This is a genomic window from uncultured Roseobacter sp., from assembly GCF_947492555.1.
Taxonomy (GTDB): domain Bacteria; phylum Pseudomonadota; class Alphaproteobacteria; order Rhodobacterales; family Rhodobacteraceae; genus Roseobacter.
The window spans coordinates 969,190-983,711 of record NZ_CANLNE010000001.1 but is presented as its reverse complement, the minus strand read 5'-3'; the positions used below and the strand labels follow the sequence as shown (position 1 = coordinate 983,711).

Sequence of the window (14,522 nt, the reverse complement as noted above, 5' to 3'; positions counted from 1 at the left end):
TATTGGCAACCTGGCTCTACTCGACCGTATACGTCTCAGGCGCTACATATTCATAGCCAAGGTTTTCTGCGACGGCGCGGAATGTTACTTTTCCATCAGCTACATTCAACCCGTTCCGCAAATGCGGGTCCGCATCGAGAGCGGATTTCCAACCTTTGTCAGCGATGGCCAGCGCATGTTGCAGCGTGACATTGTTCAGCGCGTAGGTTGACGTACGTGCAACACCGCCAGGCATGTTTGCAACGCAATAGTGCACAACATCGTCAACGACATATGTCGGATCAGCATGCGTTGTCGCCTTGGACGTCTCAAAGCACCCACCCTGATCAATCGCCACATCTGCAATCACGGCTCCGGGCTGCATTTGAGTGAGCATCTTGCGGGTGACCAATTTGGGTGCAGCGGCACCTGGAACGAGAACAGCGCCAATAACGAGATCTGCTTCGGAAACATGGCGCTCAAGTGCTGCCTGTGTTGAATAAATAACCTTTGCTGAGCTTTCGAAGTGATTTTCAAGACGTTCAAGAACTTCGGGGTTGCGGTCGAGAATGGTCACGTCAGCATGTAGCCCAACCGCCATCTGTGCCGCGTTGAAGCCTACGACGCCACCGCCGATCACCACGACCTTGCCCGGTGCGACGCCGGGGACGCCGCCCAACAGCACGCCGCGGCCACCATGTGCCTTTTCCAATGCAGCCGCGCCCGCCTGGATAGACATGCGTCCGGCGACCTGGCTCATCGGCTTCAAAAGCGGCAAGCCCCCGTTCTTGTCGGTTACGGTTTCGTAGGCGATGCAGACAGCACCGGATTCGACCAGATCCTTGGTTTGCTCCGGGTCAGGTGCCAAATGAAGGTAGGTATAAAGGATCTGGCCTTCGCGCAGCAGCTTTCGCTCTCCCGCCTGAGGCTCCTTTACTTTTACGATCATGTCAGCGCGCGCGAATACCTCTTCGGCGGTTGAAGCGATTTCGGCTCCGGCTGTGACATAGAGGTCGTCAACAGCACCGATCCCGGCACCCGCACTCGTTTCGACAAGAACACTGTGGCCGCGCGCCACCAGTTCTGACACGCTTTCCGGGGTCAGTCCGACCCGGTACTCGTGGTTCTTGATTTCCTTTGGAACACCTATGCGCATATTCTTACCTCTTGGGTTTGATGTTGGCGAGGGGCGACGACCTTGCCGGGGTTCATGATGTTTTTTGGGTCTGTCGCTGCTTTGAGGGTAGCCATCAGGTTAGCCTTGACCGGGTCACCATAGATCTCGTTGAGCATTAGCTTGTCCTGCCCGAGCCCGTATTCGGCACTGAAGGAGCCATCCATCTTTGCGATGAGGTCATAAAGTCGTGGTGAGACCTCAGCCTCGAGCATTTCGAAGAAGGCGTTGGTTTCTGCGCCCTCTGGTGCAAGGACATTGAAATGAATGTTCCCGTCACCAACATGTCCATAGATTGACAGCCTGGCACCCTGTCCGTACTGCGCGACAAGCGCTGATCCAAGTTCAATGAATTGGGCCACCTGTGATACGCGCACCGAGACGTCGTGCTTGATGGAACCGCCGTTTAGAACTTCGCCCTCCGGGATATGCTCCCGTAGATTCCAGAGGTCCATGCGCTGCTTTTCGCTGGCTGCAATGGTGCCATCCAGGATCATTCCCTGTTCCATTCCAGCCTCAAGGAAAGCTTCGATTGCGGGATCAAGAGAATGCACAGTGGACGATGTCGCGGCTTCGATCAGCACATAGTGTTTTGACTGCTCTTCAGTTGGGTGCCTGAGGCCGGGCGATTTATTCAGCAGCATTTGCAGCGATGCATGTGAGATGTATTCAAAGGATGTCACTGCTTCGCCCGTTGCACCCTGTGCCATGGCCAGTAGCGGCATTAAATCGGAGGTTTCCCGAACAGCCAGAAATGCAGTCACCTGACTTGTTGGCGCCCGATGCAGGCGCAGGGATGCCGCCGTGACGATCCCCAACGTGCCTTCCGCCCCGATCAGAAGATGATGAAGCGCGTAACCACGGTTGTCTTTGCGCAGGGGGGCGAGGTTGTTCAGGATTTGCCCGTTAGGCAGGACAGCTTCCAGCCCCAGGACAAGGTCGCGGGTGATGCCGTACCGGACGGCCGAAACGCCACCCGCGTTCGTCGAGACATTTCCACCAATCTGGCAAGATTTCTGAGACCCTAGCGAAAGCGGGAAGAAGAGCTTTTCCGCTTCTGCCGCTTCCTGAATGTCGGACAGCAGGCATCCGGCATCGACGGTCATCGAGAGGTCATTGGCGTCCACCTCGCGGATTGAATTCATCCGTTGGAGACTGACAAGAAGTTGATTGCCTTGCGGGCTTGGCGTGGCGCCACCGCAGTAACTTGTGTTGCCTCCGACCGGGACAATGCCGATGTTGTGGTTGCCACACAATTCCACGATCCGGGCCACTTCCGCAGTTGATCTTGGCCTCAGGAGGGCCGGACTCGCGCCGTGGTACTTGTTTCTGAAGTCCGTGGTGTAACTCTGAATAATATCCTGGTCTTGCACCACGATTTCCGCGCTCAGTTCCGCCAGTACGCTTTCGCAGCTTTCCATCGCACACCTCCGTTCCTTTGCAGGCAACGCTACCTCTTTGCCTGCTCAGGAAATTTCGTTTTGTGATGCAAATGAAGAATTGTCTGCGGAAAATTGGCCCAGTGGGAGTAGTAACCCGCGTCATTCAGTCCGCATGAGCTCCCAACTGTGACTGAGCCATGGTGCTGGGACACGAAGGGTCAGCAATTGATGCCGGTGCCTTGCCTCATGTTTCAGGTTGATCGCGCTGAAACTGCGCGGCGCGCAGAATTTTTTGCCTTGAACGTCAGAAAGCACAGGCAAAACAACACAGGCTTACTCGGGTTTTCACAAGCAAATCCCCTTTTTTTGCGGAACAGCAGGAAAACTCGAGAAATCGTGCCACGAAAGCTGGCTTTTTTTGCTTCCTGCGCCTTCGTTGAAAAACTATCAAAGATTATGCCATTCTTGTTCAAATCATGCTCAAAGGACGACGAGGCTTGCGGGGCTCCGAAAGAGACACAGAGCTTTTCGTGGACCATCAGGATTTCACTGAGACGCCGGGTGGCAGCAATATCTCAGCGTGCGACCGGCCCACATTCCTAAGATCGCAGAAACGGAATCACGGGTTCCGGGTTATCCATGAAACAGGCAATGCCGTTATTTAATTCTGCAGAAACGTGTCAAAACCGTGGATTGTGCTGATTGGTTCGCCAAATCAGCACAAAACACCGTGACGATCCTGTCTTCTTAAAAACAGTCAAGACTGATTGTTTATGGGGAGCTCATGTCAGAATACGAAACCCGCCTTTCCATGCTGCAGAAGAAAACTGCGGATGCAGAACTCGATGCGTTCCTGATTTCAACAAAGGACAGCATCTTTTACTTTACGGGATTCCGGTACGAACCATTCGAACGCCCGTTTTTCATTGTCGTACGACCCGGCAGAAAGCCATTGTTCCTGACACCCCGGATCGAAGCGGAGAACATGGGAACCATCGCGGTTCCGCATGATCTCGTCGAATACATCGACTATCCGGCCCCGGCAGGTGGCAGTTATCTTGAAGCGCTGGAGGGTATCTTGCCAAAGGACGCCACGATCGGCGTCGAGATGGAAATAACCGGCGAACTCCTGGTTGCACTGTCAGATTGGTCCCCGAAGGTCCTGCCGTTTGTCGAACAGCTTCGCATGGTGAAAAGCGATGCTGAGGTTGCGGCAATTCGTAAAGCAGCCAAGTATTCGGACCGCGGCCTTGAGTTGGCCATGGGCCTTGCCAGGTTGCGCAAGAAAATCACCGAAACTGACAAAGCCAACAGCCTCTTGCGCGAAGAGATCATCCAGCAGGAAGGCCACCTGGACCCTTATATCTCAAACATTTGGCAGGGCATCTGGGCAGCCCCGTTCAGCGCCCAGCCGCACAGATTTCCAGAGCCCGGGGACACGTTGATTGAAGGACCTAATGTCGGCCTCTCGTTCCTGCGTGTAAACGGGTATTCCGCAGAAACAGAACGGACCTTCTTTGTGTCTCCTCCCAGCAAAGAAGACACTGAGGTGTTCAACACCATGGTTGAAGCAGGGCGCATCGGCTTTGCCGCGCTGCGACCCGGTGCAAGCTGCCATGACGTTGATCATCAGGTTCTGGAATTCCTGCGCGCCGAAGGCTTTGGAAACAATCTTCTGCATCGCACGGGCCATGGCATTGGCATGGGCGGTCATGAAGGTCCGTGGGTTGCCGAGGGGAGCGACCACATCCTGGCCGAAAACATGGTGATCAGCATTGAGCCGGGCATCTACTGGCGCGGACAGGGTGGCTATCGCCATTCCGACACCGTGCTGATCACCGCAGACGGCTACGAAATGCTGACGGACATGCCACATGACATCGCTTCGATGACAGTCGGCGCCTGACACGAACCAACACATCATCCAACAAGGAGACAAAGAAATGAAACACATGCTATTTGCGAGCGTTGCAGCGCTGTCGCTCATGACAGCCGGAACGGTAAGCGCACAAGACGTGACGCTGAACCTGTCAAACGAATACTCTGCCACCTCAATCCACGGCGTCGGTGATGCTCGGTTTGCAGATCTTGTCAAAGAAAAGTCAGGCGGGTCGGTTGAAGTCATCGTGCACTACGGCGGTGCGCTTGGCTACAAGTCTGCCGATCACTTTGACGCCGTAGGCGAGGGCGCGCTGGAGATTGCCGATACCTACGGCGGTGCGCTTGGGGGCATTGACCCACTGTTCCTGATTTCATCGCTTCCGTTCTTTGTGACAACGGTCGAAGAGGCGGCACTTCTTTACAAAGTGTCCGAGCCTGAATTGAAGAAGGTGTTTGAAGAGAACAACCAAATCCTGCTTTACGCATCACCCTGGCCGCCTTCCGGCATTTGGGCGCGTGACGGTGTCGATTCAGCCGCAGCGCTGGATGGTCTGAAAATCCGGACCTATGACAAGAACGGCACCACGGCGCTGAATGAAATGGGTGCAGCAGCTGTGCGCCTGTCCTGGGCGGATGTCGTGCCGTCTATCTCGACCGGTGCGATTGATGCGGTTCTGACCTCTGCCGAAGGTGGTGTGTCTGGCAGTTTCTGGGAGCATTTCGACACGTTCACCGAAATCTACAACTATGCGATCCCGCTGAATTTCGTGCACATTTCCAAAGACGTCTTCGATGATCTGAGCGCGGAACAACAAGCCGCCGTGCTTGAAGCTGCCGCGGAAACACGGGAAGCAAACTGGGCAGCGATCCCTGATCGGCTGGGGACAACCTATGGGCAGTTGGAAGAAAACAAGGTCACGGTTGTAACCTCAGCCAACGATGAGTACCGGAGCGCGCTTCAGACTGCCGGTAAAGCCGCCCTCAACGACTGGCTCGAAAGCACCGGCGAGCGCGGTCAGGCGCTGATCGACGCCTTCAACGCCGCGAAATCTAAGTAAAATTCTCAGCCGTGGCGCGATCCTGCGCCACGGCAAATCCGTCTTAGGGGGCTGGGATGCGACTTCTTTTGCGCGCCATCGACTCACTTTCACTTCTTGCTTTGATCTGCGCAGGGGTGATTCTGATCTACGCTGTCTCGCACATCCTTTTGGAAACAGTCCTCAGATCCCTCTTTGACACCTCTACCCATGTTCTTGATGAGTTCATTGGGTTCTCTGTGCTCTCGATCACATTTCTGAGCCTATCCTGGACCTTGCGCGATGGTGGGATGATCCAGGTCAATCTTCTGACGAACCGACTGCCTCCGAGGGGCCAATTGTGGTTGCAGGGGGTGGTGGCCACGTTTGGGACCGGCCTGGGAGCCTACTTCTGCACCTTCTTATGGCGAAACCTGGTGAAGAACTGGAACCGGGGCGCTGTCAGCGAGAGTGTCGCCGAGGTGCCTTTGTGGATACCAGACCTTATCGTTTTTGTCAGTGCCTGCCTGCTCGTCCTACAGCTGGCTGCCAGCGTCATTCGCCCCTTTTACACCGAAACACAGGAGGTCTGATCATGGATCCGGTCACAGCAGCCCTTGCCGTATTTGCCCTGATGCTTGCCGTCCTTGCGTCGGGCATGTGGGTCTTTCTTGCCCTCGCCACAGCCGCCGCCGTTTCGCTGTTTGCCTTCATGGGGTTTCCTCCGGATCGGATCGGGGCAATTGCCAGCCGCATCATTGTCCGCAGCGCTTCATCCTGGGAACTGGCCGCTGTGCCGATGTTCATATGGATGGGAGAGATCATGTTCCGCACAGACATTTCTGAACGCCTGTACAAAGGGCTCGCGCCCCTAGTGTCCAGAATACCGGGAGGACTTCTCCACACCAATGTCCTTGGCTCAACATTATTTGCGGCGGTGTCAGGGTCGAGTGCTGCGACCACCGCGACGGTCGGCCGGATCACCACAAATGAGTTGAGCCGACGCGGATACTCTCAAAGTCTGGCACTTGGATCCCTTGCCGGTGCGGGCAGCCTGGGCTTGCTCATCCCGCCGTCCATCGTCTTGATCATCTATGGCGTGCTGGCTGAGGTATCGATTGCAAAACTGTTCATCGCCGGCATCATGCCGGGCCTGATGATTGCAGCATTTTATGCGTTTTATCTTGCCGGGCGGTGTTACGTGTCACCTGAACTCGCTCCCAAAGGTGAAATCGACGCGGAAGACGCCAGGGCAGGCGCGATTTTTCGAAACCTTGCGCCAGTTTTGGGTCTGATCGCCATTGTGCTGGGGTCCATTTATACAGGCTGGGCCACACCTTCTGAAGCGGCGGCAATCGGCGTGTTTGCGGCTTTGATGTTTGCCGGATTGAGCGGACAACTGTCGCGTACGATGCTGCGCCAATCGATGATAAACGCGCTCAAGACGTCTTGTATGGTCTGTTCGATCCTGATGTGTGCTGCGTTTCTGTCGTCTGCCATCGGCTATATGCACATCCCACGCAACATCGCGCTGGCGATTGACGCATTGGATCTTTCACCATTTGTGCTGATTGCTCTCCTGGCTATTTTTTACATCATCCTTGGCTTCTTTCTGGATGGCATATCAATCATCGTAATGAGCCTGCCCATCACACTGCCGGTCGTTGTGGCCGCCGGTTTCGACCCGATCTGGTTTGGCATTTTTCTGGTGATCATGATCGAACTGGGACTGATGACACCGCCGGTCGGTTTCAACTTGTTTGTGATCCAGAGCATTTCGGGCGAACCTATTCACCGCGTTGCCGCCTATGCCACGCCGTTCTTTCTTCTCATGTGTCTGGCCGGACTTTTGATGGTGATCTTTCCCGCAATTGCCCTTTGGCTTCCAAGCGTTTTGGGGTGATAAGACGCCATGGATCAAACAACAAAACCGCGCCGCACCCAGGCCGAACGATCTGCGGCGACTAAGGCAAAGATCCTGGATGCCGCTCAATCATTGATCGCCAAACGTGGACTCGCCCATACATCAACCCAGGACATAGCGGGGGAGGCCAATGTATCCCGAGGCGCGATGTTGCACCATTTTCCGTCGCGAAATCTACTGATCCGAGCAGCTTATGCTGACATGTTGCAACGCGAAGTCACTTTGGTTCGCGACTTTGCGCGGACTTTGCCGCCCGGTCGGGACAAGTTAAAAGACCTCACCTACTATATTTGGGAGCGTTACCAGAGCGGTGTTTTTCATGTCTCGATGGACTACATCTCAGAAGCCCGCGTAGATATGGAAGAACTCAACTACGTATCGGTAGAGTCGCAGAAGTTTAACGACGCTCTGAACGATGTCTGGCATATTGAACTGGCCGCATTCGGCTGTGATCCCGAACTCCGCCAGGCAATGATGAACGAATTCATGTGCCTTGTGCGCGGCATGGCCTTCCAAAGCCAATGGCGCAAAGAACCCGAATATTTCCATAAAATGCTGCGTGACTGGCTTGCGAGAGCGCAGGGCATTTTAATTCCCGAATTTACAGCCAGATAACTGCAGCATATTGTGCTGCAATGCATCTGAAATTCGGAATCTGGTGCTGTTCTTGTGCGCAAATCGTTCTTTCTGTCTGACCGTCCGACTTATGATGAGGCGAAAGCCAAGAAGGAACTGACCCTCATGACCTCTAACTCGCTCGTAGAAAAAGATCGCGCTCACTATTTCCATCCTGTCGTGCCGATCCGGGCACATGAAGAGCGCGGCGTCACGGTTATGAAATCCGGAAAAGGGGTTTATCTGACCGACATTGAAGGCAACGAACTCCTTGATGGCTTTGCAGGTCTGTGGTGTGTCAATGCAGGCTATGGGCACGACGCGGTCGTCGATGCAGCGGCAGAGCAGATGCGGCGTCTGCCCTATGCAACGGGCTACTTTCACTTTGGCAGTGAACCCGCAATCGAGCTTGCAGCGAAACTTGCCGAGCTGTCACCCGGTGATCTTGACCATATCTTCTTTACGTTGGGTGGATCCGACGCTGTAGACACCGTCATTCGTATGGTCCGTTACTACTTCAATGGCTTGGGCCAAACGACGAAGAAACAGTTCATTGCACTGGAAAAGGGCTATCACGGCTCGACCTCGAATGGCGCTGGCTTAACAGCGTTGCCGGTGTTTCAGGATAACTTTGACGTCCCGATGCAGTGGCAACATCACATCCCGTCGCCCTATCCGTATCGCAATGACCTGACATCGGATGAAGATATCATTGCGCAGGGTGTGGCAAACCTGAAAGCCAAGGTCGCAGAACTGGGCGCTGACAATGTCGCGGCCTTCATTATGGAGCTGGTCCAGGGTTCCGGTGGCGTGATCGTACTGCCGGAAGGATATGCCAAAGCGATGCAGGAAACCTGCCGCGAATTGGGTATTCTCTTTATCGTTGACGAAGTCATCACGGCCTTTGGGCGCACAGGCCCGATGTTTGCCTGTGAGCATGAAAGTCTGACGCCTGACTTCCTGACAACCGCCAAGGGACTGACATCGGGCTACGCGCCAATGGGTGCCGTCTTTGTCTCTGACCGGATCTATCAGGCCATAGCGGATGCCGCACCCAATGGCGTGCCTTTTGGTCATGGCTTTACCTATTCCGGGCACCCGGTCAGCGCTGCTGTCGCACTCGAGATCATCAAGCTCTACGAGGGTGGCATGATCGAGAACGCAAAGTCTGTAGGTGCCTACTTTGAGCAGCAGCTCAAGACTTTGCTGGATCATCCGGTTGTGGGTGATGTGCGGGCCAAAGGGCTGCTTGGAGCGGTGGAAATTGTTACCGACAAAAAAACCAAGGCCAAACCGGCCAAAGATCTGAACGTCGCAGGAAGGCTGGCAAAGGCCGGATACGAAAACCGTGTCATCTTCAGGGCTTTCGCGGATGATGTAATCGGACTTGCACCACCCGTTTGCATCACCAAGGCAGAAGTCGACATCTTGATCAGCCGCCTGCGCGCAACTTTGGATACAATTCTGGACATAGAAGGATAACCTGATGAAACTGAGCGACTACAAGGCCCTGACATTCGATGTCTATGGCACATTGATCGACTGGGAAACCGGCATGGTGACCGGTCTGAAGCCCCTGACCGACCGGGTGAGCCGCGCGCTGTCGCGTGACGACATCCTTGAGGCGCATGCTTTCTATGAAAGCACGACGCAGCGCTACACACCGTCCAAGAAGTATTACGAATTGTTGCCGGTCGTCTATCGCCGCCTGGCGGAAGAGTGGGGTGTCGAAGTTACATGGGAAAACTGTGAAGCCTATGGCAAATACGCGCGTCACTGGCCCGCTTTTGATGACAGTGTCGAAGCGCTGACATATCTGAAAAAGCACTTCAAACTGGTCGTTCTGACCAACACGGACAACCTGACCTTCTCTGGCGCTAACCGGCGTTTGGGCGTGTTCTTTGACGGGGTCTATACCGCTGAAGACGTCGGCAGCTACAAGCCGTTTGATCGCAACTTTGACTACATGCTGGAGATGCTTAAGCGTCAGGGTATTGAAAAGGGAGATATTCTTCACACGGCGGAAAGCATGTTCCACGATCACGGTCCGGCCAACAAATACGGGCTGGCGAATTGCTGGATCTATCGCCGTCACGATAAAGAGGGTTTTGGTGCAACGATGAATCCTGGTGACATGCCGACCTATGATTTCCAGTTCAACAGCATGATTGACATGGCCAGGGCGCACCAGGCTGAATTGGCCGGGTAGGCACATGGAGACGGCACATGACGGGTTCGCCAAGGCTTGATCGGATCGACATCAACATCCTGTCCACACTTCAGGAGCAGGGCAACATCACCAATGTTGCCCTTGCCGATGCCGTCGGGCTTTCGCCAAGCCCCTGCCTTCAGCGCGTCAAACGGCTGGAAAAGGCCGGGTATGTCGATGGATACCGTGCCGTCCTCAATCTCAAGAAGCTGGCGGAACATGTAGTCGTTTTTACAGAAATCACCCTGTCTGATCATCGCCGGAAAGACTTTACAAAGTTCGAGATCGAGATCCGGAAACACCCGCATGTCATGGAGTGTCATCTGCTGAGTGGTGGATATGATTATCTGGTCAAATTCGTGGCGCGCGGCGTGGCGCAGTATCAGGAGATCATGGAAGAGCTTCTTGAGCGGAACCTCGGGATCGACAAGTACTTTTCGTATATTGCGATAAAGCCGGTGGTTAGTCGGCATGCCGTCCCTGTCCGCGACCTGGTGGAACGGGACTGACCAAACTCAAAATCCCTGAACGTCTTGGCGGTGACCGTGCCAACCGGTCGACCATTCGACCATCTGAAAGGAAAGACTATGAAGCTACGCGATGCATCTTTGTTCCGCGAAACAAACCTGGTTGCGGGCGAATGGATCACCGCCGACACCGGTGCAGTGATGGAAGTCGACAATCCGTCTTCGCTTGCGATCATGGGTAGAGTGCCGTCTTGCGGTGAGGCCGAGACGGGCCGCGCCATCGCCGCGGCCGAGGCCTGCTTTGCGACGTTCCGAAAGACCACAGCTGCACATCGAGCTGCGCTGCTGGAGAAGTGGCACGCGCTCATCCTTGAGGCGCAAGACGATCTTGCGACCCTGATGACCCTGGAGCAGGGCAAGCCGCTGGCTGAGTCAAAGGGTGAGATTTCTTATGCCGCATCTTTCGTGAAGTGGTTCGCCGAGGAAGGCAAACGCGTCTACGGCGAAACCGTCCCGAGCCCGGTTGAAGACCGCCGTATTCTTGTGACAAAACAGCCGGTTGGCGTCTGTGCAATCATCACACCGTGGAATTTTCCCGCCGCGATGATCACCCGCAAGATCGCGCCTGCCCTTGCTGCCGGGTGTCCCGTTGTTATCAAGCCATCCGAGTTTACGCCTTTCACCGCCCTTGCTTTGGGCGTGCTGGCAGAACGGGCCGGCTTTCCGAAAGGCGCCGTTAACATTGTCACCGGCGAGGCAATCCCAGTGGGTAAAGCGCTGACCCAAAGCAGTGCCGTACGAAAATTGTCCTTCACGGGGTCCACCCGCGTGGGCAAGCTGCTGATGGAACAATGCGCCGGCACCATGAAGCGGCTTAGTCTTGAGCTGGGCGGCAACGCCCCTTTCATCATCTTTGATGATGCGGATCTGGATTTGGCGGTTGAAGGGGTCATGGCCTCGAAATACCGCAACGGCGGGCAGACCTGTGTCTGTGCCAACCGGATTTACGTACAATCCGGTGTCTATGACGCCTTTGCCGCAAAACTTGCGGAACGGGTAAGGGCAATGACCGTCGGCGATGGATTTGAAGGCGTCGACATCGGCCCGATGATCAATGACGCCGCCATTGCCAAAATTCAAAGCCACCTCGAGGACGCTACAGCCAAAGGCGGCACAATCCTTGTTGGTGGTGAACTGACGAACGCAGGCCAACGCTTTATCTCTCCGGCCATCGTGACGGATGCGACCGCAGACATGGTTATGGCGCATGAAGAAACCTTTGGCCCCGTTGCGCCGCTGTTCAGGTTTGATACCGAGGACGAAGCGGTCAGCGCGGCAAATGACACCGCATTCGGGCTTGCGGCCTATTTCTATACCAACGACCTGACCCGCAGTTTCCGCGTGAGCGAGGAACTGGAGGTCGGCATGATCGGTCTGAATGTCGGCGGCTTTGCAACCGAAGTGGCACCCTTTGGCGGCATCAAGGAAAGCGGTCTGGGCCGCGAGGGCGCGCATCAGGGCATTGATGAATACCTTGAAGTGAAAACCTTGCATATCGGCGGCATCGCGTAAGGAGCGACATCCATGAAAACTTATCGCATTGCGGCCATCCCCGGGGATGGCATCGGAAAAGAAGTTCTGCCCGTCGGTCAACGGGTGATTGACAAGATCGCCGCAAAACATGGCTTTGCCGTGGAATGGACAGAGTTCGACTGGTCCTGTGAACGGTATCATCAAACGGGGAAAATGATGCCGGATGATGGTATCGAACAGGTCAAAGCATATGACAGCATTTACCTTGGTGCGGTTGGCTATCCTGGCGTGCCAGATCACATTTCCCTTTGGGGTCTGCTCATTCCGCTGCGCCGCGAGCTGGATCAATATGCCAACGTGCGCCCCGTGCGCTTGCTGCGCGGGATCACCTCGCCGCTGGCCGGGCGTGGGCCCGAGGATATCGACTTTGTCGTCGTGCGCGAAAACGTCGAAGGCGAGTATTCCGAGATCGGTGGGCGTGTGTATCAGGGCACAGACCGCGAGGCCGCCATTCAGGAAAGCATCCTGACCCGCTTTGGCACCGATCGCATCATGGATTATGCCTTTGAACTGGCAAAAACGAGGACTCGTAAAAAGGTGGCATCCGCGACCAAGTCCAACGGTATCATCCACACAATGCCATTCTGGGACGAACGCTTTGCTGCAGCAGGTGAACGGCATCCTGGGATCGAAATGTCCCAATTCCACATCGACATCATGACGGCGCATTTTGTGCTGCATCCCGACTGGTTTGACGTGGTCGTCGCCTCCAATCTTTTTGGTGACATCCTGTCTGACCTTGGACCCGCTGTGGCAGGCTCCATCGGCATTGCACCATCCGCCAACATCAACCCCGAAGGAAAGTTTCCGTCGATGTTTGAACCGGTTCACGGGTCGGCTCCTGACATTGCGGGCAAAGGCATCGCCAATCCCATTGCTGCCGTTTGGACTGCGGCGATGATGCTGGACCATCTCGGCGAAACCGACGCCGCGGCAGAGATCGAGCGGGCCATTGAAACCTCATTTGAGAGAGATGATACAAAGACACGCGATCTGGGCGGAACCGGCGATACCGCGGCATCCGAAGCGGCCGTATTGGCCGCCCTCAATTAAGGAAGAAGAAATGAAAAAAGATGAAATCGTTTATGATGACTTTGTCAGGATCGAAATGCGGCTTGGCAAGATTGTCGAGGTCAAGGATTTTCCCCGCGCGCGCAACCCGTCCTACAAGGTTTGCGTTGATTTCGGCGAACTTGGCCAGCGCTGGTCCAGCGTGCAAATCACCAACTACGCGCAGGATGATCTGATTGATCGCAAGGTGATCTGCGTGGTCAATATGCCACCGCGAAACATCGCCGGGTTCAAATCCGAGGTGCTGGTCATGGGTGTGCCCAACGCGGCAGGCGAAACCATTCTCCTGCAACCGACCCATGACGCTGTTCTGGGAAGCGAGGTGTTTTGACGTCGCTGCGCCACACCGGGCTGGGCGCGCTTGCCATCTTATCCTGGGGGACATTGGGCGCGCTTGGGGCTTACTCGGCCAGTCTGCCACCCTACCTGGTACTGACACTCTGCTTTGCGATCGCCGCAGGGCTTGGACTGGTCATTTGCGCTGCAACGGGCAAGGTGCCCGCATCGCCCCTGACGCGCAGTGTATGGGTGTTTGCGGCTCTTCTGGCGGCATATCATCTCGCATATCTGGAGGCGTTTCATCACGCTGCTCCGATCCCTGTGTCTTTGATCAACTACCTTTGGCCAGCCTGTTTGATCATCCTTGGAAACGCGTTCTTTAATCTGTCAAGCGGCTGGCGTGGCTATGCCGGAGCTGCACTGGGTTTCTTGGGTGTTGCTGTTCTGATTGGTGGGAACGGCATCAGTCTGCAGTCTTCCGAGGCCGTCGGCTACGCACTTGCCTTCCTTGGGGCGGTGCTTTGGGCCCTTTTTTCTAATCTACGGCGCGTTGAAATGCTCGATTCCGTCGCATCTCTGACAACCATCTGTGCTGGTGCATCTTTATTTTGTGGTGTCCTTTGGGTTGCTCATGGCGCGATATGGACGGAGTTGGATACTTACCATGTACTGACAATTCTGGGTCTCGGTCTTGGCCCTGCTGGCGGAGCGTTTTTTCTTTGGGATTTAGGAATGCGCTATGGTCAAGCGGCATTTCTAAGCGTCCTTGGATACTCGGCGCCAGTTTTCTCGACATTATTGATGCTGTTGCTTGGCATGGGGACTGCGAGTTGGCAACTCGTTGCTGCAATCGCGTTGATAACACTTGGCGGCACCGTCGTTCATGGAGGATCAAGAACATAAATCTCATCGAACATCAGCGTGGTTTATGT

Annotated in this window: 15 protein-coding genes; 12 read left to right on the top strand and 3 right to left on the bottom strand. The window is 55.2% G+C overall.

Annotation, left to right across the window (positions count from 1 at the left end; translation table 11 throughout):
* Nucleotides 1-16: 16 nt before the first annotated feature.
* The 3 genes from ald to Q1A07_RS04765 all read right to left on the bottom strand — a co-directional run bounded on the left by ald (nucleotide 17) and on the right by Q1A07_RS04765 (nucleotide 3,074).
* Nucleotides 17-1,135, bottom strand: coding sequence for an alanine dehydrogenase (ald, locus tag Q1A07_RS04775; RefSeq protein WP_299778288.1), 1,119 nt, complete (start codon nucleotides 1,133-1,135; stop codon nucleotides 17-19).
* On the bottom strand, nucleotides 1,126-2,601 hold the full coding sequence (locus Q1A07_RS04770) for an FAD-binding oxidoreductase (protein ID WP_299778286.1): 1,476 nt from the start codon (nucleotides 2,599-2,601) through the stop codon (nucleotides 1,126-1,128). The genes ald and Q1A07_RS04770 overlap by 10 nt, the downstream gene beginning before the upstream one ends.
* 185 nt (nucleotides 2,602-2,786) lie before the next feature.
* Nucleotides 2,787-3,074, bottom strand: coding sequence for a hypothetical protein (locus Q1A07_RS04765; protein WP_299778284.1), 288 nt, complete (start codon nucleotides 3,072-3,074; stop codon nucleotides 2,787-2,789).
* 245 nt (nucleotides 3,075-3,319) lie between these two features.
* Between Q1A07_RS04765 and Q1A07_RS04760 the strand changes: the two genes are divergently transcribed.
* The 12 genes from Q1A07_RS04760 to Q1A07_RS04710 all read left to right on the top strand — a co-directional run bounded on the left by Q1A07_RS04760 (nucleotide 3,320) and on the right by Q1A07_RS04710 (nucleotide 14,493).
* Entirely contained in the window at nucleotides 3,320-4,441 is a 1,122-nt protein-coding gene (locus tag Q1A07_RS04760) for a Xaa-Pro peptidase family protein (protein ID WP_299778282.1), read from the top strand.
* Between the two features lie 37 nt (nucleotides 4,442-4,478).
* Nucleotides 4,479-5,474: a TRAP transporter substrate-binding protein gene (locus Q1A07_RS04755; RefSeq protein WP_299778280.1), complete on the top strand. Its 996-nt coding sequence runs from the start codon at nucleotides 4,479-4,481 to the stop codon at nucleotides 5,472-5,474.
* Nucleotides 5,475-5,530: 56 nt separating this feature from the next.
* Nucleotides 5,531-6,025, top strand: coding sequence for a TRAP transporter small permease (locus Q1A07_RS21895; RefSeq protein WP_366944019.1), 495 nt, complete (start codon nucleotides 5,531-5,533; stop codon nucleotides 6,023-6,025).
* Between the two features lie 2 nt (nucleotides 6,026-6,027).
* Entirely contained in the window at nucleotides 6,028-7,335 is a 1,308-nt protein-coding gene (locus Q1A07_RS04750; protein ID WP_366944018.1) for a TRAP transporter large permease subunit, read from the top strand.
* Nucleotides 7,336-7,344: 9 nt separating this feature from the next.
* On the top strand, nucleotides 7,345-7,971 hold the full coding sequence (locus Q1A07_RS04745) for a TetR/AcrR family transcriptional regulator (RefSeq protein WP_299778276.1): 627 nt from the start codon (nucleotides 7,345-7,347) through the stop codon (nucleotides 7,969-7,971).
* 54 nt (nucleotides 7,972-8,025) lie between these two features.
* The gene (locus Q1A07_RS04740; protein WP_299778274.1) at nucleotides 8,026-9,453 is read left to right on the top strand and encodes an aminotransferase class III-fold pyridoxal phosphate-dependent enzyme; all 1,428 of its coding nucleotides are present in this window, start codon (nucleotides 8,026-8,028) and stop codon (nucleotides 9,451-9,453) included.
* 4 nt (nucleotides 9,454-9,457) lie between these two features.
* A complete protein-coding gene (locus Q1A07_RS04735) occupies nucleotides 9,458-10,180 on the top strand; it encodes a haloacid dehalogenase type II (protein WP_299778272.1) in 723 nt (240 codons plus the stop codon).
* A 17-nt stretch (nucleotides 10,181-10,197) separates the two neighbouring features.
* Nucleotides 10,198-10,689: an Lrp/AsnC family transcriptional regulator gene (locus tag Q1A07_RS04730; protein ID WP_299778270.1), complete on the top strand. Its 492-nt coding sequence runs from the start codon at nucleotides 10,198-10,200 to the stop codon at nucleotides 10,687-10,689.
* Nucleotides 10,690-10,767: 78 nt separating this feature from the next.
* Nucleotides 10,768-12,219: an NAD-dependent succinate-semialdehyde dehydrogenase gene (locus Q1A07_RS04725; protein WP_299778268.1), complete on the top strand. Its 1,452-nt coding sequence runs from the start codon at nucleotides 10,768-10,770 to the stop codon at nucleotides 12,217-12,219.
* Nucleotides 12,220-12,231: 12 nt separating this feature from the next.
* Nucleotides 12,232-13,293, top strand: coding sequence for a tartrate dehydrogenase (locus tag Q1A07_RS04720; RefSeq protein WP_299778266.1), 1,062 nt, complete (start codon nucleotides 12,232-12,234; stop codon nucleotides 13,291-13,293).
* Between the two features lie 10 nt (nucleotides 13,294-13,303).
* Nucleotides 13,304-13,642, top strand: a complete 339-nt coding sequence (locus tag Q1A07_RS04715) for a tRNA-binding protein (protein WP_299778264.1) — start codon at nucleotides 13,304-13,306, stop codon at nucleotides 13,640-13,642.
* A complete protein-coding gene (locus tag Q1A07_RS04710; RefSeq protein WP_299778262.1) occupies nucleotides 13,639-14,493 on the top strand; it encodes an EamA family transporter in 855 nt (284 codons plus the stop codon). The genes Q1A07_RS04715 and Q1A07_RS04710 overlap by 4 nt, the downstream gene beginning before the upstream one ends.
* The last annotated feature ends 29 nt before the right edge of the window (nucleotides 14,494-14,522 follow it).

Coding starts and splice junctions, on each gene's coding strand:
- ald (WP_299778288.1), bottom strand. CDS start 1,135: ATGCGCATAGGTGTTCCAAAGGAAATCAAGAACCACGAGTACCGGGTC.
- Q1A07_RS04765 (WP_299778284.1), bottom strand. CDS start 3,074: ATGGTCCACGAAAAGCTCTGTGTCTCTTTCGGAGCCCCGCAAGCCTCG.
- Q1A07_RS04760 (WP_299778282.1), top strand. CDS start 3,320: ATGTCAGAATACGAAACCCGCCTTTCCATGCTGCAGAAGAAAACTGCG.
- Q1A07_RS04755 (WP_299778280.1), top strand. CDS start 4,479: ATGAAACACATGCTATTTGCGAGCGTTGCAGCGCTGTCGCTCATGACA.
- Q1A07_RS21895 (WP_366944019.1), top strand. CDS start 5,531: ATGCGACTTCTTTTGCGCGCCATCGACTCACTTTCACTTCTTGCTTTG.
- Q1A07_RS04750 (WP_366944018.1), top strand. CDS start 6,028: ATGGATCCGGTCACAGCAGCCCTTGCCGTATTTGCCCTGATGCTTGCC.
- Q1A07_RS04745 (WP_299778276.1), top strand. CDS start 7,345: ATGGATCAAACAACAAAACCGCGCCGCACCCAGGCCGAACGATCTGCG.
- Q1A07_RS04735 (WP_299778272.1), top strand. CDS start 9,458: ATGAAACTGAGCGACTACAAGGCCCTGACATTCGATGTCTATGGCACA.
- Q1A07_RS04730 (WP_299778270.1), top strand. CDS start 10,198: ATGACGGGTTCGCCAAGGCTTGATCGGATCGACATCAACATCCTGTCC.
- Q1A07_RS04725 (WP_299778268.1), top strand. CDS start 10,768: ATGAAGCTACGCGATGCATCTTTGTTCCGCGAAACAAACCTGGTTGCG.
- Q1A07_RS04720 (WP_299778266.1), top strand. CDS start 12,232: ATGAAAACTTATCGCATTGCGGCCATCCCCGGGGATGGCATCGGAAAA.
- Q1A07_RS04715 (WP_299778264.1), top strand. CDS start 13,304: ATGAAAAAAGATGAAATCGTTTATGATGACTTTGTCAGGATCGAAATG.